The sequence below is a fragment of the Enterobacter sp. H2G27 genome (assembly GCF_054403075.1).
The window spans coordinates 2,682,433-2,699,742 of record NZ_JBSVSI010000001.1 but is presented as its reverse complement, the minus strand read 5'-3'; the positions used below and the strand labels follow the sequence as shown (position 1 = coordinate 2,699,742).

The 17,310-nt window shown below is 56.3% G+C and carries 16 protein-coding genes; all 16 read left to right on the top strand.

The annotated features are described in order from the left end of the window. The first annotated feature begins 58 nt into the window (after window positions 1–58). The 16 genes from wcaA (at window position 59) to wcaL (ending at window position 17,302) form a co-directional block, all read left to right on the top strand. On the top strand, window positions 59–901 hold the full coding sequence (gene wcaA / locus ACW9E7_RS12835) for a colanic acid biosynthesis glycosyltransferase WcaA (RefSeq protein ID WP_023312403.1): 843 nt from the start codon (window positions 59–61) through the stop codon (window positions 899–901). Next, the gene (gene wcaB / locus ACW9E7_RS12830; RefSeq protein ID WP_458727874.1) at window positions 901–1,392 is read left to right on the top strand and encodes a colanic acid biosynthesis acetyltransferase WcaB; all 492 of its coding nucleotides are present in this window, start codon (window positions 901–903) and stop codon (window positions 1,390–1,392) included. Before wcaA ends, wcaB begins: the two co-directional genes overlap by 1 nt. Beyond that, window positions 1,389–2,606, top strand: a complete 1,218-nt coding sequence (gene wcaC / locus ACW9E7_RS12825) for a colanic acid biosynthesis glycosyltransferase WcaC (protein WP_111965782.1) — start codon at window positions 1,389–1,391, stop codon at window positions 2,604–2,606. Before wcaB ends, wcaC begins: the two co-directional genes overlap by 4 nt. Then, window positions 2,581–3,801 (top strand): colanic acid polymerase WcaD, encoded by a 1,221-nt coding sequence (wcaD, locus tag ACW9E7_RS12820; protein WP_008499419.1) that lies wholly within the window; start codon window positions 2,581–2,583, stop codon window positions 3,799–3,801. The genes wcaC and wcaD overlap by 26 nt, the downstream gene beginning before the upstream one ends. A gap of 16 nt (window positions 3,802–3,817) precedes the next feature. Next, a complete protein-coding gene (wcaE, locus tag ACW9E7_RS12815; protein ID WP_008499420.1) occupies window positions 3,818–4,564 on the top strand; it encodes a colanic acid biosynthesis glycosyltransferase WcaE in 747 nt (248 codons plus the stop codon). A 15-nt stretch (window positions 4,565–4,579) separates the two neighbouring features. Then, window positions 4,580–5,128 carry a colanic acid biosynthesis acetyltransferase WcaF gene (gene wcaF, locus ACW9E7_RS12810; protein WP_127731622.1) on the top strand — a complete coding sequence of 183 codons (549 nt, stop codon included), beginning with the start codon at window positions 4,580–4,582 and terminating at the stop codon, window positions 5,126–5,128. Between the two features lie 24 nt (window positions 5,129–5,152). Further along, window positions 5,153–6,274: a GDP-mannose 4,6-dehydratase gene (gene gmd, locus ACW9E7_RS12805; RefSeq protein WP_003863514.1), complete on the top strand. Its 1,122-nt coding sequence runs from the start codon at window positions 5,153–5,155 to the stop codon at window positions 6,272–6,274. 2 nt (window positions 6,275–6,276) lie between these two features. Further along, window positions 6,277–7,242, top strand: coding sequence for a GDP-L-fucose synthase (gene fcl / locus ACW9E7_RS12800; protein ID WP_045403007.1), 966 nt, complete (start codon window positions 6,277–6,279; stop codon window positions 7,240–7,242). A 2-nt stretch (window positions 7,243–7,244) separates the two neighbouring features. Beyond that, a complete protein-coding gene (locus tag ACW9E7_RS12795) occupies window positions 7,245–7,724 on the top strand; it encodes a GDP-mannose mannosyl hydrolase (protein WP_115875796.1) in 480 nt (159 codons plus the stop codon). Next, window positions 7,721–8,944, top strand: a complete 1,224-nt coding sequence (gene wcaI, locus ACW9E7_RS12790; protein WP_271368674.1) for a colanic acid biosynthesis fucosyltransferase WcaI — start codon at window positions 7,721–7,723, stop codon at window positions 8,942–8,944. The genes ACW9E7_RS12795 and wcaI overlap by 4 nt, the downstream gene beginning before the upstream one ends. A 3-nt stretch (window positions 8,945–8,947) precedes the next feature. Further along, a complete protein-coding gene (gene cpsB / locus ACW9E7_RS12785) occupies window positions 8,948–10,384 on the top strand; it encodes a mannose-1-phosphate guanyltransferase (protein ID WP_111965778.1) in 1,437 nt (478 codons plus the stop codon). A 111-nt stretch (window positions 10,385–10,495) separates the two neighbouring features. Continuing rightward, window positions 10,496–11,866 carry a colanic acid biosynthesis phosphomannomutase CpsG gene (gene cpsG / locus ACW9E7_RS12780; RefSeq protein WP_127731618.1) on the top strand — a complete coding sequence of 457 codons (1,371 nt, stop codon included), beginning with the start codon at window positions 10,496–10,498 and terminating at the stop codon, window positions 11,864–11,866. Window positions 11,867–11,912: 46 nt separating this feature from the next. Then, the gene (wcaJ, locus tag ACW9E7_RS12775; protein WP_115875793.1) at window positions 11,913–13,307 is read left to right on the top strand and encodes an undecaprenyl-phosphate glucose phosphotransferase; all 1,395 of its coding nucleotides are present in this window, start codon (window positions 11,913–11,915) and stop codon (window positions 13,305–13,307) included. Window position 13,308: 1 nt separating this feature from the next. Further along, window positions 13,309–14,787, top strand: a complete 1,479-nt coding sequence (gene wzxC / locus ACW9E7_RS12770) for a colanic acid undecaprenyl disphosphate flippase WzxC (RefSeq protein ID WP_044596701.1) — start codon at window positions 13,309–13,311, stop codon at window positions 14,785–14,787. A gap of 17 nt (window positions 14,788–14,804) precedes the next feature. Continuing rightward, a complete protein-coding gene (gene wcaK / locus ACW9E7_RS12765) occupies window positions 14,805–16,085 on the top strand; it encodes a colanic acid biosynthesis pyruvyl transferase WcaK (RefSeq protein WP_045337046.1) in 1,281 nt (426 codons plus the stop codon). Then, window positions 16,082–17,302 carry a colanic acid biosynthesis glycosyltransferase WcaL gene (gene wcaL / locus ACW9E7_RS12760; protein ID WP_458727873.1) on the top strand — a complete coding sequence of 407 codons (1,221 nt, stop codon included), beginning with the start codon at window positions 16,082–16,084 and terminating at the stop codon, window positions 17,300–17,302. The genes wcaK and wcaL overlap by 4 nt, the downstream gene beginning before the upstream one ends. The last annotated feature ends 8 nt before the right edge of the window (window positions 17,303–17,310 follow it).

The window sequence follows — 17,310 nt, the reverse complement described above, 5'->3', positions numbered from 1 at the left end:
CCTCACCCTAACCCTCTCCCGAGGGGAGAGGGGCGGGGTGAGGGATCAGGGGAAGATCATGACCACACAACGCCCTTTAGTTTCAATCTATATGCCGACATGGAATCGTCAGCAGCTGGCGATCCGCGCAATCAAGTCGGTGTTACGTCAGGATTACGATAACTGGGAGCTGATCATCGTTGATGACTGCTCTTCCTCGTATGAACAGCTGCAAAAGTTTGTTACTGACCTCAACGACCCGCGGGTGGTCTATACCCACAACGCCATCAACTCCGGCGCCTGTGCGGTGCGTAATCAGGCGATTATGCAGGCCAAAGGGCAGTATCTCACCGGAATCGACGACGATGACGAATGGACGCCTAACCGCCTGTCTATTTTCCTGTCGCATAAAGAACAGCTGGTTACGCACGCTTTCCTGTACGCCAACGACTATGTCTGCCAGGGCGAGGTCTACTCGCAGCCCGCCAGCCTGCCGCTGTACCCGAAATCACCGTACTCACGCCGCCTGTTCTACAAGCGCAACATTATTGGTAACCAGGTATTCACCTGGGCGTGGCGCTTCAAAGAGTGCCTGTTCGATACCGAACTCAAGGCCGCGCAGGATTACGATATCTTCCTGCGAATGGTGGTGGAATACGGCGAGCCGTGGAAAGTGGAAGAGGCTACGCAAATCCTGCACATCAACCACGGGGAGATGCAAATCACCTCCTCGCCGAAGAAGTTCTCCGGCTACTTCCATTTTTACCGCAAGCACAAGGACAAGTTTGACCGTGCCAGCCGTAAATATCAGCTCTTTACCCTCTATCAGATCCGCAATAAGCGCATGAACTGGCGCACGCTGCTGACGCTGCTGTCCGTGCGTAACGGCAAGCGTCTGGCTGATGGGCTTCGGGGGAAATAATGTTTCTGGAAGATTGCCGCGCTAACAGCTGGAGCCTGCGTCCGTGCTGCATGGTTCTGGCGTACCGCATCGCGCACTTTTGCTCGGTGTGGCGCAAGAAAAATGTGCTGAACAATATCTGGGCGGCACCCGTGCTGGTGCTGTACCGAATCATTACCGAATGCTTTTTTGGCTATGAAATTCAGGCCGCTGCCACCATTGGCCGCCGTTTTACCATCCATCACGGCTATGCGGTGGTGATCAACAAGTTCGTGGTTGCCGGGGATGATTTCACCATCCGCCATGGGGTGACCATTGGCAACCGCGGGCCGGACAGCCTGGCCTGCCCGGTTATCGGCAATAAAGTCGAGCTGGGCGCGAACGTGGTGATCATCGGTGACATTACGATTGGTAATAACGTCACGATTGGTGCTGGCAGTGTGGTGCTGGACAGCATTCCGGATAACGCGCTGGTGGTGGGAGAAAAAGCCCGCGTGAAGGTGATTAAATGAACATTCTGCAATTTAACGTACGCCTCGCAGAAGGCGGAGCGGCAGGGGTGGCGTTGGATCTGCACCAGCGCGCGCTGCAAAAAGGACTCCAGTCTCGTTTTATTTACGGCTATGGCAAAGGCGGCAAGAAAAGCGTTAGCCACGATAATTTCCCGCAGGTGCATAAGCACACGCCGCGCCTGACCTCGATTGCTAACATTGCGCTGTTCCGTCTGTTTAACCGCGATCTGTTTGGCAACCTGAACACGCTATACCGCACGGTAACCCGTACCACCGGCCCGGTTGTGCTGCATTTTCACGTGCTGCACAGCTACTGGCTGAATCTGGAAGAGGTGGTGGCGTTCTGTCAGAAGGTGCAGGCTCACAAGCCCGACACCCGCTTCGTCTGGACGCTGCACGATCACTGGAGCGTAACCGGACGCTGCGCGTTTACCGACGGCTGCGAAGGCTGGAAAAACAACTGCCAGAAATGCCCGACGCTGAGCAACTATCCGCCGGTGAAGGTGGATCGCGCGCATCAGCTGGTCGCCGGAAAGCGCCAGCTTTTCCGCGACATGCTGTCGCTCGGCTGTACGTTTATCTCCCCGAGCCAGCACGTGGCCGATGCCTTCAACAGCCTGTACGGGGCAGGGCGCTGTCAGATTATCAACAACGGCATCGACGTGGCGACGGAAGCCATTCTCGCCGAGCTGACGCCGGTGGCAGAAACCGCGGGCAAACCGAAAATCGCTATCGTTGCGCATGACCTGCGCTACGACGGGAAAACCAACCAGCAGCTGGTGCGCGACATGATGGCGCTGGGTGACAAAATTGAGCTTCATACCTTCGGCAAATTTTCCCCGTTTGAAGGGGCTAACGTGGTGAACCACGGGTTTGAAACCGATAAGCGCAAGCTGATGAGCGCGCTTAATGAAATGGATGCGCTGGTATTCAGTTCACGCGTGGATAATTATCCGCTGATCCTTTGTGAAGCGCTCTCCATCGGCGTGCCGGTGATTGCCACCCACAGCGATGCGGCACGTGAAGTGCTGGAAAAATCCGGCGGCAAAACTTTTGCCGAGCAGGAGGTTCTGCCGCTGGTTCAGCTGCCGAAGGCGCAGATCGCTCAGGCCGTTTTTGGCACTGACCTGGAATCGTTCCGCAACCGCAGCCGCAAGGCCTACAGTGGACAACAGATGCTGGAGGAGTATGTCTCGTTCTATCAGAATCTGTAGTTATCTGCTGCTGCCGCTGATCTACCTGCTGGTCAACGTCAAAATTGCCCAGCTCGGCGAAAGCTTCCCGATAACCATCGTCACCTTCTTGCCCGTTCTGCTTTTGCTGTATGTCGATAAAATCAACCTTAAGAAGCTGATGATTGCCTTAGGGTTGGGCACGGGCCTGACGCTGTTTAACTACATCTTTGGCCAGTCGCTGGATGCCAGTAAATACGTCACCTCGACCATGCTGTTTGTTTATATCGTTATTATTATCGGAATGGTCTGGAGTATTCGCTTCAAAACGATTTCTCCGCACAATTATCGGAAAATCCTCAGGTTCTTTTATATTGCCGTTGCGTTAATTGTTATGCTTGCTGCCATGGAGATGGCGCAAATTATTCTTACCGGCGGCAGTAGCCTGATGGAGATAATTTCGAAATATCTCATTTACAGCAACAGCTATGTATTGAACTTCATCAAGTTCGGCGGGAAGCGTACCACGGCCCTCTATTTTGAACCGGCGTTTTTCGCTCTGGCGTTAATCTCAATTTGGCTCAGCATCAAACAGTTTGGTATCAAAACGCCTAAGACCGATGCTATGATTCTTGCAGGAATTGTTCTGTCTGGATCGTTCTCAGGGGTAATGACATTTATCCTGTTTTACCTGCTGGAATGGGCGTTTCAGTACCTGAACAAAGATGCGATTAAGAAAAAACTGCCGCTGGCGATTATCTCCCTGACGGTATTTATGGTGGGCGTGATATTTGCCTTCCCGTACATCTCAGAACGTCTGGGTGATTTGGGAACGGAAGGGTCTTCGTCCTATTATCGCATCATTGGACCGCTGGTGATGGTGGGTTATTCCTTAACCCATATTGATGGTGTAGTAAGATTCGGCTCACTTTACGAATATGTTGCATCATTCGGAATCTTTAACGGTGCGGATGTCGGTAAAACCATAGACAATGGTCTGTATCTGTTAATTATTTATTTTTCGTGGTTCGCCGTACTGTTGACGCTGTGGTATCTGTTTAAAGTTTTCAAAATGATGATTAACGCGTTTGGTGATAACCAGAACTTTCGCGTGCAACTTTATCTGTTTACGCCGGTATCACTGTTTTTTACCGGGTCAATATTTAGCCCGGAATATGCTTTCTTGATTGTCTGTCCGTTTATTCTGCGCAAAGCGCTTAATATTACGCACGTATGACGAAATGAGGTGATTTATGTTTCTTAGCGTCATTACTGTCGCTTTTCGTAATTACGAAGGGGTGGTAAAAACCTGGCGCTCGCTGCGCAACCTGGCACGCGATCCAAGCCTCACCTTTGAATGGATTGTGGTCGACGGCGGCTCGAACGATGGCACGGCGGAGTTTCTGGAAAAACTCAACGGTGAGTTCAACTTACGCTACATCAGTGAGAAAGATAAAGGCATCTACGATGCGATGAACAAAGGCATCAATATGGCGCAAGGCCGTTATGCCATCTTCCTGAATTCGGGTGATATTTTCCATGACGACGTGGCGCTGTTTGCCCGTCAGCTGGCGCGCCAGAAAGAGGACGCCATGTATATTGGCGATGCGCTGCTTGATTTTGGCGACGGACATAAAGTGTGCCGCAGCGCGAAGCCGGGCTGGTATATCTACCATAGTTTGCCCGCCAGCCATCAGGCCATTTTCTTTCCGGTAAAAGGTCTGAAAAAACAGCCTTACGATTTGCAGTATAAAGTGTCATCCGATTATGCGCTGGCAGCCAGTCTGTATAAGTCAGGTTACCCGTTCCGCCGAATTAAAGGGCTGGTATCTGAATTTTCGATGGGCGGCGTGTCAACCTCGAATAATCTGGAGTTGTGCCAGGATGCCAAAAACGTACAGCGTAAAATATTACGCGTGCCAGGGTTCTGGGCGGAATTATCTTATTTTTTACGCGTGCGCACCACGAGTAAAACGAAAGCCTTATATAACAAAGCCTGAATATAAGGAAACATAATGCAGGATCTGAACGGTTTCTCCGTACCGAAAGGTTTTCGGGGGGCGGGCGGTATTAAAGTGCAGCTATGGTGGGCCGTTCAGGCCACCTTATTTGCCTGGTCACCGCAAATACTGTACCGCTGGCGAGCATTTTTATTGCGCCTTTTTGGCGCAAAAATAGGAAAAAACGTAGTCATTCGGCCTTCGGTGAAAATTACCTATCCGTGGAAATTAACGCTCGGGGATTATGCCTGGGTAGGGGATGACGCGGTGTTATATACCCTTGGCGAGATTACGATTGGCGCAAATTCGGTGATTTCACAGAAATGTTATTTGTGTACCGGAAGCCATGACTTTATGAGTCAGCATTTTGATATTACCGCCTCGCCTATTGTGATTGGCGAAAAATGCTGGCTGGCAACGGATGTTTTTGTTGCACCGGGTGTTTCTGTTGGCGATGGCACGGTAGTCGGTGCCCGCAGCAGCGTTTTTAAATCGCTACCGGCAAATAAAGTTTGCCGTGGCAACCCCGCAGTGGTGATACGCGAACGCGTTGAAACTGATTAAATTCATAAGTAGAGGAATATAAACATGTCTAAAGTCGCTCTCATCACCGGCGTTACCGGGCAGGATGGTTCTTACCTGGCAGAATTACTGCTGGAAAAAGGTTATGAAGTACACGGTATTAAGCGTCGTGCGTCTTCTTTCAACACCGAACGTGTGGATCACATCTATCAGGATCCGCACGCGGCGAACCCGAAATTCCACCTGCACTACGGCGACCTGACCGATACCTCCAACCTGACCCGTATCCTGCAGGAAGTGCAGCCGGATGAAGTCTACAACCTGGGCGCGATGAGCCACGTTGCGGTCTCCTTCGAATCCCCGGAGTACACCGCTGACGTTGACGCCATGGGCACGCTGCGTCTGCTGGAAGCGATTCGCTTCCTGGGCCTCGAGAAGAAAACCCGTTTCTATCAGGCATCCACCTCTGAGCTGTACGGTCTGGTGCAGGAAATCCCGCAGAAAGAGACCACGCCATTCTACCCGCGCTCTCCGTACGCGGTGGCAAAACTGTACGCTTACTGGATCACCGTGAACTACCGTGAATCCTACGGCATGTACGCCTGTAACGGTATTCTGTTCAACCACGAATCTCCGCGTCGCGGCGAAACCTTCGTGACCCGCAAAATCACCCGCGCTATCGCCAACATCGCGCAGGGTCTGGAGTCTTGCCTGCACCTCGGCAACATGGATTCCCTGCGTGACTGGGGCCATGCCAAAGACTACGTGAAAATGCAGTGGATGATGCTGCAGCAGGAACAGCCAGAAGACTTCGTGATCGCGACCGGCGTGCAGTACTCCGTTCGTCAGTTCGTTGAAATGGCTGCCGCACAGCTGGGCATCAAGCTGCGCTTCGAAGGCACCGGCGTGGAAGAGAAGGGCATCGTGGTTTCCGTGACCGGCCATGACGCACCGGGCGTGAAGCCAGGCGACGTGATTGTGCAGGTTGACCCGCGCTACTTCCGTCCTGCTGAAGTGGAAACCCTGCTGGGCGACCCAACCAAAGCGCACGAGAAGCTGGGCTGGAAACCAGAAACCACTCTGCAGGAGATGGTTTCCGAGATGGTAGCCAAAGATCTTGAAGCAGCGAAAAAACACTCCCTGCTCAAGTCTCATGGCTACGAGGTTGCCATCGCGCTGGAGTCCTGAGAATGACAAAACAACGTATTTTTGTCGCCGGTCATCGCGGAATGGTGGGTTCGGCGATTGAACGCCTGCTCGAACAGCGCGGTGACGTCGAAGTGGTTGTACGCACGCGCGACGAGCTGAACCTGCTCGACAGCCGTGCGGTACAGGACTTCTTTGCGAACGAACGCATTGACCAGGTGTATCTGGCGGCGGCTAAGGTGGGTGGCATTGTTGCCAACAACACCTACCCGGCGGATTTCATCTACGAAAACATGATGATTGAGAGCAACATTATTCACGCGGCGCATCTGCACAACGTGAACAAGCTGCTGTTCCTCGGCTCATCCTGTATTTACCCGAAAATGGCGAAACAGCCGATCGCCGAAAGCGAGCTGCTGCAGGGCACGCTGGAAGCCACCAACGAGCCGTACGCGATTGCCAAGATTGCCGGGATCAAGCTGTGCGAGTCCTACAACCGTCAGTACAACCGCGACTATCGTTCGGTGATGCCGACCAACCTGTACGGACCGCACGACAACTTCCACCCGAGCAACTCGCACGTGATCCCGGCGCTGCTGCGTCGCTTCCACGAGGCGACTGCCGAGAACGCGCCGGACGTTGTGGTGTGGGGCAGCGGTACGCCGATGCGTGAATTCCTGCACGTGGACGACATGGCTGCGGCCAGCATTCACGTGATGGAGCTTGATCGCGAGGTGTGGCAGGAGAACACCGAGCCGATGCTGTCGCACATCAACGTCGGTACCGGCGTGGACTGCACGATTCGCGAGCTGGCTCAAACCATCGCGCAGGTGGTGGGCTACAAAGGCCGCGTGGTGTTTGATGCCACGAAACCGGACGGCACGCCGCGCAAGCTGCTGGACGTGACCCGTCTGCATCAGCTGGGCTGGTATCACGAGGTGTCACTGGAGCAGGGTCTGGCCAGTACCTACCAGTGGTTCCTGGAAAACCAGCACCGCTTCCGGGGGTAACGATGTTTTTAAGTCAGGAAGATTTTGCCACGGTAGTGCGTTCCACTCCGCTCATCTCAATTGATCTGATCGTGGAGAACGAACGCGGCGAGTTCTTGCTGGGGAAACGAACCAACCGTCCTGCACAGGGCTTCTGGTTCGTGCCCGGTGGGCGCGTGCAAAAGGATGAGACGCTTGCCGATGCGTTTGAGCGTCTCACTCTGGCGGAACTGGGTCTGCAGCTGCCGATGGCAGCGGGCCAGTTTTACGGGGTCTGGCAGCACTTCTATGACGATAACTTTTCAGGCACCGGGTTCACCACGCACTACATCGTGCTGGGGTTCCGCCTGAAGGTAAGTGAGGCAGACCTGCGTCTGCCTGATTCTCAGCATGACGACTACCGCTGGCAGACGCCAGAGGCGCTGCTGGCCAGCGATAATGTGCACGACAACAGTCGCGCCTATTTCCTCGCTGAACGTCAGTCCGGGGTGCCGGGCTTATGAAGATCCTCGTATACGGAATCAACTACTCGCCGGAATTAACCGGCATCGGGAAATACACCGGCGAGATGGTCGAGTGGATGGCGAGCCAGGGACATGACGTGCGGGTCATTACCGCGCCGCCGTACTACCCGGAATGGAAAGTGGGGGAGCGCTACTCAAGCTGGCGCTACCGTCGCGAAGAGGGTGCAGCGACCGTCTGGCGCTGCCCGCTGTATGTGCCTAAGCAGCCCTCGACGCTGAAGCGGTTGATTCATCTCGGCAGCTTTGCTCTGAGCAGCTTCTTCCCGCTGATGGCGCAGCGTCGCTGGAAGCCGGATCGCATTATCGGCGTGGTGCCGACGCTGTTTTGCACGCCGGGCATGCGCCTGCTGGGCAAACTCTCCGGCGCGCGCACCCTGCTGCACATTCAGGATTATGAAGTGGACGCCATGCTGGGCCTGGGGATGGCAGGCAAAAGCAAAGGTGGAAAGGTGGCGAAGCTCGCCAGCGCCTTTGAACGCAGTGGCTTACACAACGTGGATTACGTCTCAACTATCTCGCGCTCGATGATGAACAAGGCGCAGGAGAAAGGCGTCCCGGCGGAGAAGGTGATCTTCTTCCCGAACTGGTCTGAAGTGGCGCGTTTTCGCGACGTGACTGAGCAAGACGCTCAGGCGCTGCGCGCGCAGCTCGGTTTGCCTGAAGATCAAAAAATCATTCTTTACTCAGGCAACATCGGCGAAAAGCAGGGGCTGGAGAGCGTGATCGAGGCGGCTCAACTGCTGAACGAACATCCATGGACGTTTGTGATTGTCGGGCAGGGCGGTGGGAAAGCGCGTCTGGAAAAAATGGTCAGCGAACGCGGCCTGACCAACGTGAAATTCTTCCCGCTTCAGTCTTACGAGGCATTGCCTGCGCTGCTGAAGATGGGCGACTGCCATCTGGTAGTGCAAAAACGCGGCGCGGCTGACGCGGTGCTGCCGTCCAAGCTGACCAACATTCTGGCAGTGGGCGGTAACGCGGTGATTACGGCCGAAGCCGAAACTGAATTAGGCCAGCTGTGCGACAGCTATCCGGGGATTGCCGTGTGCGTGGAGCCGGAATCGGTTCCGGCGCTGGTCACCGGAATTGAGCAAGCACTTGCCATGCCAAAAGTGAACACGGTGGCACGTGAATATGCCGAACGCACGCTCGAGAAAGAGAACGTGCTGAGCCAATTTATTGCAGATATACGGGGATAAATCATGAGTCAAACCACTTTGTATCCGGTTGTGATGGCTGGTGGCTCTGGTAGCCGGTTGTGGCCGCTGTCCCGCGTGCTCTATCCAAAACAGTTCCTCTGCCTGAAAGGGGATCTCACCATGCTGCAGACGACGGTGAACCGTCTCCACGGCGTGGAGTGTGAAAGCCCGGTGGTGATTTGTAACGAACAGCACCGCTTTATTGTTGCCGAGCAGCTGCGTCAGCTGAACAAACTAACAGAAAACATCATTCTGGAGCCTGCCGGACGCAATACCGCGCCTGCGATCGCCCTGGCGGCGCTGGCGGCAAAACGCAGCAGCCCGAACTGTGACCCGCTGATGCTGGTGCTGGCGGCAGACCATGTCATCCAGCAGGAAGAGGCCTTCCGCGACGCGGTGCGTGCGGCCATTCCTTACGCTGAAAACGGCAAGCTGGTGACCTTCGGTATCGTGCCGGATCTGCCGGAAACCGGCTACGGATACATCCGTCGCGGCAACGTGACGCCGGGTGAAGGCGACAGCGTGGCGTTTGACGTGGCGCAGTTCGTTGAAAAACCGAATCTGGAAACCGCGCAGGCGTATGTCGCCAGCGGTGAGTATTACTGGAACAGCGGGATGTTCCTGTTCCGCGCCGGACGCTATCTGGAAGAGCTGAGCAAATATCGCCCGGATATTCTGCACGCCTGCGAGAAAGCGATGGCGGTGGTGGACCCGGATCTCGACTTTATCCGCGTGGATGAAGAAGCCTTCCTCGCCTGTCCGGAAGAGTCCATTGACTATGCGGTAATGGAACGCACGGCGGACGCCGTTGTGGTGCCGATGGATGCGGGCTGGAGCGACGTGGGCTCCTGGTCCTCCCTGTGGGAGATCAGCGCCCATACCCCGGAGGGTAACGTCCACCACGGCGATGTCATTAGCCACAAAACGGAAAACAGCTACGTCTACGCCGAGTCCGGCCTGGTCACCACGGTTGGGGTGAAGGATCTGGTGGTGGTCCAGACCAAAGACGCGGTGCTGATTGCTGACCGTAACGCCGTGCAGGACGTTAAAAAAGTGGTGGAGAAGATCAAGGCGGATGGCCGCCACGAGCACCACATTCACCGCGAAGTCTACCGTCCGTGGGGTAAATATGACTCCATCGACGCAGGCGACCGGTATCAGGTGAAACGCATCACCGTGAAGCCGGGCGAGGGGCTGTCGGTGCAGATGCACCATCACCGCGCCGAGCACTGGGTGGTGGTTGCGGGTACCGCTAAAGTCACTATCGACGGTGAAGTCAAACTGCTGGGCGAAAACGAGTCCATTTATATTCCGCTGGGGGCGACGCACTGTCTGGAGAACCCGGGGAAAATTCCTCTCGACTTAATTGAGGTGCGCTCCGGCTCGTATCTGGAAGAGGACGATATCGTGCGCTTCCAGGACCGCTACGGGCGGGTGTAGCACTCTGCATTATGCCCGGTAGCGTTACGCTTACCGGGCCTGCGAATGACAAAAAAATCAATTTGGCCATTTAGTGGTCAGGGCCGACTGTTGCCTGAAAAAGGGGTCATCATGGAAAAATTAACCTGTTTTAAAGCCTACGATATTCGCGGCAGGCTGGGCGAAGAGCTGAATGAAGATATCGCGTGGCGCATTGGCCGCGCGTACGGCGAATACTTAAAACCGCAGACCATCGTGCTGGGCGGCGACGTGCGTCTGACCAGCGAATCCCTGAAGCTGGCCCTGGCGAAAGGGCTGCAGGATGCGGGCGTGGACGTGCTGGACATCGGCCTTTCCGGAACCGAAGAGATTTACTTTGCCACGTTCCACCTGGGCGTGGACGGCGGTATCGAAGTGACGGCCAGCCACAACCCGATGGACTACAACGGGATGAAGCTGGTGCGCAAGGGCGCCCGCCCGATTAGCGGCGACACCGGCCTGCGCGACGTGCAGCGCCTGGCGGAAGCCAACGATTTCCCGCCGGTGAACGAGGCGAAGCGCGGCAGCTACAAAAAAATCAACCTGCAGAAAGAGTACATCGACCACCTGCTGGGCTACATCAACGTGGCAAACCTGAAGCCGCTGAAGCTGGTGATTAACTCCGGCAACGGCGCGGCCGGCCCGGTTGTCGATGCCCTGGAAGCGCGCTTTAAGGCCCTGAACGTGCCGGTGACCTTCGTGAAAGTGCACAACACCCCGGACGGCAACTTCCCGAACGGTATTCCTAACCCGCTGCTGCCGGAGTGCCGCGACGACACCCGCAACGCGGTGATTGAGCACGGCGCGGACATGGGCATCGCCTTTGACGGTGACTTCGACCGCTGCTTCCTGTTCGACGAGAAAGGGCAGTTCATCGAGGGCTACTACATTGTCGGCCTGCTGGCGGAAGCGTTCCTTGAGAAAAACCCGGGCGCGAAAATCATTCATGACCCGCGCCTTTCCTGGAACACCGTCGACGTGGTGTCAGCGGCGGGCGGCACGCCGGTGATGTCCAAAACCGGCCACGCCTTCATCAAAGAGCGCATGCGCGAAGAAGACGCCATCTACGGCGGCGAGATGAGCGCCCACCACTACTTCCGTGACTTTGCCTACTGCGACAGCGGGATGATCCCGTGGCTGCTGGTGACCGAGCTGCTGTGCCTGAAGGGACAGACGCTGGGCGAGCTGGTGCGCGACCGTATGGCGGCGTTCCCGGCGAGCGGGGAGATCAACAGCAAGCTGGCGGAGCCGGCCGAGGCGATTGCCCGCGTGGAGCAGCACTTTGCGATTCACGCGCTGGAAATTGACCGTACGGACGGCATCAGCATGGCGTTCCCGCAGTGGCGCTTTAACCTGCGCTCGTCCAATACCGAGCCGGTGGTGCGCCTGAACGTGGAGTCCCGTGCTGACACCGCGCTGATGGAAGCCCGAACGAAGGACATTCTGGCGCTGTTGAATCAGTAATACTTGCCCCTCCCGGTGGGAGGGGGAACCGAATACAGGAACAACGATGACGAATCTAAAAAAACGCGAACGAGCGAGAACGAATGCATCGTTAATCTCTATGGTGCAGCGTTTTTCTGATATCACCATCATGGTCGGTGGATTGTGGGCGGTGTGTCGGATCGGCGGGCTGCCGTTCTTATACATGCATCTGCTGATGGCCCTGATTGCGCTGGTCGTGTTTCAGATGATTGGCGGAATGACCGATTTCTACCGCTCGTGGCGCGGCGTGAAAATGACCACCGAACTGATGCTGCTGCTGCAGAACTGGACCCTCAGCCTGATCTTCAGCGCAGGCCTGGTGGCGTTCAGCCATGATTTTGATAATCGCCTCGTCACCTATCTCTGCTGGTATTTAATATCCAGCGTCGGCATGGTGGTGTGCCGTTCTCTGATCCGCTTCGGTGCGGGCTGGCTGCGTAACCGCGGCTATAACCGTCGCTTCGTTGCCGTAGCAGGCGATCTGCCGGTTGGTAAGGTTCTGCTCGACAGCTTCCGCAAAGAGCCGTGGTTAGGGTTTGAAGTGGTCGGGATTTACCACGACGCGAAGCCGGGCGGCGTGCCGTCGGACTGGGCGGGCAATTACGAACAGCTTATTGAAGACGCGAAAGCCGGTAAAATTCACAACGTCTACATCGCCATGCAGATGAGAGACGAATCCCGCATTAAGCAACTGATGCGCGAGCTGGCGGACACTACCTGTTCGGTGATCCTCATCCCGGACGTCTTTACCTTCAACATCCTTCATTCACGCATTGAAGAGGTGAACGGCGTGCCGGTGGTACCGCTGTACGACACCCCGCTGTCGGGCATTAACCGCGTGCTCAAGCGCGTGGAAGATATCGTGCTCTCCTCGCTGATTTTACTGCTCATCTCCCCGGTGCTGTGCTGCATTGCCCTGGCGGTGAAGCTGAGCTCTCCCGGCCCGGTTATTTTCCGCCAGACCCGCTACGGTATGGACGGTAAGCCGATTATGGTGTGGAAATTCCGCTCCATGAAGGTGATGGAAAATGACAAGGTGGTGACCCAGGCGACGCAGAACGATCCGCGCGTCACCCGCGTGGGGAACTTCCTGCGCCGTACCTCGCTGGATGAACTGCCGCAGTTTATCAACGTCTTTACCGGCGGCATGTCGATTGTTGGCCCGCGTCCGCACGCGGTGGCGCATAACGAGCAGTACCGCTCGCTGATTGAAGGCTACATGCTGCGCCATAAGGTGAAGCCTGGCATTACCGGTTGGGCGCAGATCAACGGCTGGCGCGGCGAAACCGACACGCTGGAAAAAATGGAAAAACGCATCGAATTCGATCTGGAGTACATCCGTGAATGGAGTATCTGGTTCGATATCAAGATTGTTTTTCTGACCATCTTCAAAGGTTTCGTGAACAAAGCGGCGTACTAAGATGAGCTTACGTGAAAAAACCATCAGCGGGGCGAAGTGGTCAGCGATGGCGACCATCGTCATCATTGGCCTCGGCCTGGTGCAGATGACCGTGCTGGCGCGCATCATTGATAACCACCAGTTCGGCCTGCTGACCGTCTCGCTGGTGATTATCGCGCTGGCCGATACGCTGTCTGATTTTGGTATCGCTAACTCGATTATCCAGCGCAAAGAGATCAGCCATCTTGAGCTGACCACGCTCTACTGGCTGAACGTTGGGCTGGGGATTTTCGTATTTGTGCTGGTGTTCCTGCTGAGCGACACCATCGCCAGCGTGCTGCACAACCCGGATCTCGCTCCGCTGATGCGCACGCTGTCGTTTGCTTTCGTGGTGATCCCCCACGGGCAGCAGTTCCGCGCGCTGATGCAGAAAGAGCTGGAGTTCAACAAGATCGGCATGATCGAGACCAGCGCCGTGCTGGCGGGCTTTACCTTTACCGTCGTGAGCGCCCATTTCTGGCCGCTGGCGATGACCGCAATTCTGGGATACCTGGTTAACTCTGCCGTGCGTACGCTGCTGTTCGGCTACTTTGGCCGCAAAATTTACCGTCCCGGGCTTCATTTCTCTCTTGCGTCCGTCTCGTCCAACCTGCGCTTTGGCGCGTGGCTGACGGCGGACAGCATCATCAACTATGTGAATACCAACCTGTCGACGCTGGTGCTGGCGCGTATTCTTGGCGCGAGCGTGGCGGGGGGCTACAACCTGGCCTACAACGTCGCGGTGGTGCCGCCGATGAAGCTGAACCCGATCATCACCCGCGTCCTGTTCCCGGCGTTTGCCAAGATTCAGGACGACACCGAGAAGCTGCGCGTCAACTTCTACAAGCTGCTTTCCGTGGTGGGGATTATCAACTTCCCGGTGCTGCTGGGGCTGATGGTGGTTTCCAGCAACTTCGTGCCGCTGGTGTTTGGCGAGAAGTGGAACGGCATCATCCCGATCCTTCAGCTGCTGTGCGTGGTGGGGCTCCTGCGCTCCGTGGGGAATCCGATTGGTTCCCTGCTGATGGCAAAAGCGCGCGTCGATATCAGCTTTAAGTTCAACGTGTTTAAAACCTTCCTGTTTATTCCGGCGATTATCGTCGGCGGACATATGGCGGGCGCCATCGGCGTCACGCTGGGCTTCCTGCTGGTGCAGATCGTCAATACCGTTCTGAGCTACTTCATCATGATCAAGCCGGTGCTGGGCTCCAGCTACCGTCAGTACATCCTGAGCCTGTGGCTGCCGTTCTATCTCTCGTTGCCGACCCTGGCGGTGAGCTACGGCCTGGGCATCATCCTCAGCGGTCACCTGCCGCTGGCCGCGCTGCTGGCGGTGCAGGTTGCCGCGGGCGCGCTGGCATTTGGCGTGATGATTGTGCTGTCACGCAATGCGCTGGTGGTAGAGATGAAGCGCCAGTTTTGCCGTAACGAAAAAATGAAAACGCTGCTTCGCGCAGGCTAGTTATTTAAGAGGCCATTATGAAATTATTAATTCTTGGCAACCATACCTGCGGCAACCGTGGCGACAGCGCCATTCTGCGTGGTTTACTGGATGCAATTAACACCCTTAAGCCTGAGACCGAAGTGGACGTGATGAGCCGTTATCCGGTTAGCTCATCCTGGTTACTGAACCGCCCCGTGATGGGCGACCCGCTCTACAGCCAGATGAAACAGCACAATAACGCCGCGGGCGTGATGGGCCGCGTGAAGAAAGTGCTGCGTCGTCGCTACCAGCACCAGGTGCTGCTTTCCCGCGTGACCGATACCGGCAAGCTGCGGAACATCGCGATCGCCCAGGGCTTCACCGACTTTGTTCGTCTGCTGTCCGGCTATGACGCTATTATCCAGGTTGGCGGTTCGTTCTTCGTCGATCTCTACGGCGTGCCGCAGTTTGAGCATGCGCTTTGCACCTTTATGGCGAAAAAGCCGCTGTTTATGATTGGCCACAGCGTGGGGCCATTCCAGGATCCGCAGTTTAACCAGCTGGCAAACTATGTCTTCGGCCACTGCGACGCGCTGATCCTGCGCGAGTCGGTCAGCCTCGACATGATGAAGCGCAGCGAAATAGACACCTCAAAAGTTGAGCACGGCGTGGACACCGCCTGGCTGGTGGATCACCAGGACGACAGCTTCCAGCCGAGCTACGCGGTGCAGCACTGGCTCGACGTGGCGGCGAAACAGAAAACCGTCGCGATTACCCTGCGCGAGCTGGCGCCCTTCGATAAACGTTTAGGCACGACGCAGGCGGCGTATGAGCAAGCGTTCGCCGACGTGGTGAACCGCGTGCTGGACAGCGGTTATCAGGTGCTGGCGCTTTCTACCTGCACCGGTATCGACAGCTACAACAAAGACGATCGTATGGTGGCGCTGAACCTGCGCAATCTGGTTAACGATCCGTCGCGCTATCACGTGGTGATGGACGAGCTGAACGACCTGGAGATGGGCAAGCTGCTCTCCGCCTGCGACCTGACCGTCGGCACGCGGCTGCACTCCGCCATTATCTCCATGAACTTTGGCACGCCGGCCATTGCCATCAACTACGAACACAAATCAGCAGGCATCATGCAGCAGCTCGGTATGCCGGAAATGGCCGTGGATATTCGTCATCTGCTTGATGGGTCGCTCGGCGCCATGGTGGGCGACACGCTCGGCCAGCTGCCTGCTATCAATGAACGCCTGGCGGTGGCGGTGAAAGCCGAGCGCGAGAAGGGCATTGGGATGGTGAAATCGGTACTTGACCGCGTGCGGGAGGGGAAATGAAGGTTGGTTTCTTCTTACTGAAATTTCCGCTGTCGTCTGAAACGTTTGTCCTGAATCAAATCACCGCGTTTATCGATATGGGATATGACGTGGAGATTATCGCCCTGCAAAAGGGCGATACCAAAAATACCCATGCGGCGTATACCCAGTATGGGCTGGAGGCGAAAACCCGTTGGCTGCAGGATGAGCCGTCCGGGAAGCTGAGCAAGCTACGCCACCGTGCCAGCCAGACGTTGCGCGGGATCCACCGCGCGTCGACGTGGCGGGCGCTGGATATTTCCCGCTATGGTTCGGAATCCCGCAATCTGATCCTGTCGGCCATCTGCGGGCAAACGGCGCAGCCGTATCGTGCTGACGTATTTATTGCCCACTTTGGCCCGGCGGGCGTCACCGCCGCGAAGCTGCGCGAACTGGGCGTGATTGACGGTAAAATTGCGACCATCTTCCACGGCATCGACATTTCCAGCCGCGAAGTGCTGAACCACTACACGCCGGAGTATCAGCAGCTGTTCAGACGCGGTGACATGATGCTGCCCATCAGCGACCTGTGGGCCGGACGCCTGAAAAACATGGGCTGCCCGGGAGAGAAAATTGCCGTTTCGCGTATGGGCGTGGATTTAACGCGCTTTACCCGCCGTCCGGTGAAGGTGCCGGGCAAACCGCTGCAGATCATCTCCGTAGCCCGTCTGACCGAGAAGAAAGGCCTGCATGTGGCCATTGAAGCCTGCCGCCAGCTGAAAGCGCGCGGGGTGGATTTCCACTACCGCATTCTCGGCATTGGGCCGTGGGAGCGTCGGCTGCGCACGCTGATCGAACAGTATCAGCTGGAAGATGTCGTAGAGATGCCCGGCTTCAAGCCGAGCCACGAGGTCAAGGCCATGCTTGATGAGGCAGATGTATTTCTGCTGCCTTCCGTAACGGGGGCCGATGGCGATATGGAAGGCATTCCGGTTGCGCTGATGGAGGCGATGGCCGTAGGTATTCCGGTGGTATCAACCCTGCACAGCGGGATCCCGGAGCTGATTAAGTCTGACCATTCCGGCTGGCTGGTGCCGGAGAATAACGCGATGGCCCTTGCGGACCGATTAGCAGCCTTCAGCGATATCGACCAGCAGGCGCTGGAGCCCGTGCTCCATAACGCCCGACAAAAAGTGGAAACCGATTTTAACCAGCAGGTGATTAACCGCCAGTTGGCGAGCCTGCTGCAAACGCTGTAACGCCGAGG

Bases quoted from the DNA above. Each gene is read 5' to 3' on its own strand.
- cpsB (WP_111965778.1), top strand. From the start codon at position 8,948: ATGAGTCAAACCACTTTGTATCCGGTTGTGATGGCTGGTGGCTCTGGT.
- wcaL (WP_458727873.1), top strand. From the start codon at position 16,082: ATGAAGGTTGGTTTCTTCTTACTGAAATTTCCGCTGTCGTCTGAAACG.
- wcaJ (WP_115875793.1), top strand. From the start codon at position 11,913: ATGACGAATCTAAAAAAACGCGAACGAGCGAGAACGAATGCATCGTTA.
- ACW9E7_RS12795 (WP_115875796.1), top strand. From the start codon at position 7,245: ATGTTTTTAAGTCAGGAAGATTTTGCCACGGTAGTGCGTTCCACTCCG.
- wcaF (WP_127731622.1), top strand. From the start codon at position 4,580: ATGCAGGATCTGAACGGTTTCTCCGTACCGAAAGGTTTTCGGGGGGCG.
- wcaI (WP_271368674.1), top strand. From the start codon at position 7,721: ATGAAGATCCTCGTATACGGAATCAACTACTCGCCGGAATTAACCGGC.
- wcaC (WP_111965782.1), top strand. From the start codon at position 1,389: ATGAACATTCTGCAATTTAACGTACGCCTCGCAGAAGGCGGAGCGGCA.
- gmd (WP_003863514.1), top strand. From the start codon at position 5,153: ATGTCTAAAGTCGCTCTCATCACCGGCGTTACCGGGCAGGATGGTTCT.
- wcaK (WP_045337046.1), top strand. From the start codon at position 14,805: ATGAAATTATTAATTCTTGGCAACCATACCTGCGGCAACCGTGGCGAC.
- wcaB (WP_458727874.1), top strand. From the start codon at position 901: ATGTTTCTGGAAGATTGCCGCGCTAACAGCTGGAGCCTGCGTCCGTGC.
- wzxC (WP_044596701.1), top strand. From the start codon at position 13,309: ATGAGCTTACGTGAAAAAACCATCAGCGGGGCGAAGTGGTCAGCGATG.
- wcaA (WP_023312403.1), top strand. From the start codon at position 59: ATGACCACACAACGCCCTTTAGTTTCAATCTATATGCCGACATGGAAT.
- fcl (WP_045403007.1), top strand. From the start codon at position 6,277: ATGACAAAACAACGTATTTTTGTCGCCGGTCATCGCGGAATGGTGGGT.
- cpsG (WP_127731618.1), top strand. From the start codon at position 10,496: ATGGAAAAATTAACCTGTTTTAAAGCCTACGATATTCGCGGCAGGCTG.
- wcaD (WP_008499419.1), top strand. From the start codon at position 2,581: ATGTCTCGTTCTATCAGAATCTGTAGTTATCTGCTGCTGCCGCTGATC.
- wcaE (WP_008499420.1), top strand. From the start codon at position 3,818: ATGTTTCTTAGCGTCATTACTGTCGCTTTTCGTAATTACGAAGGGGTG.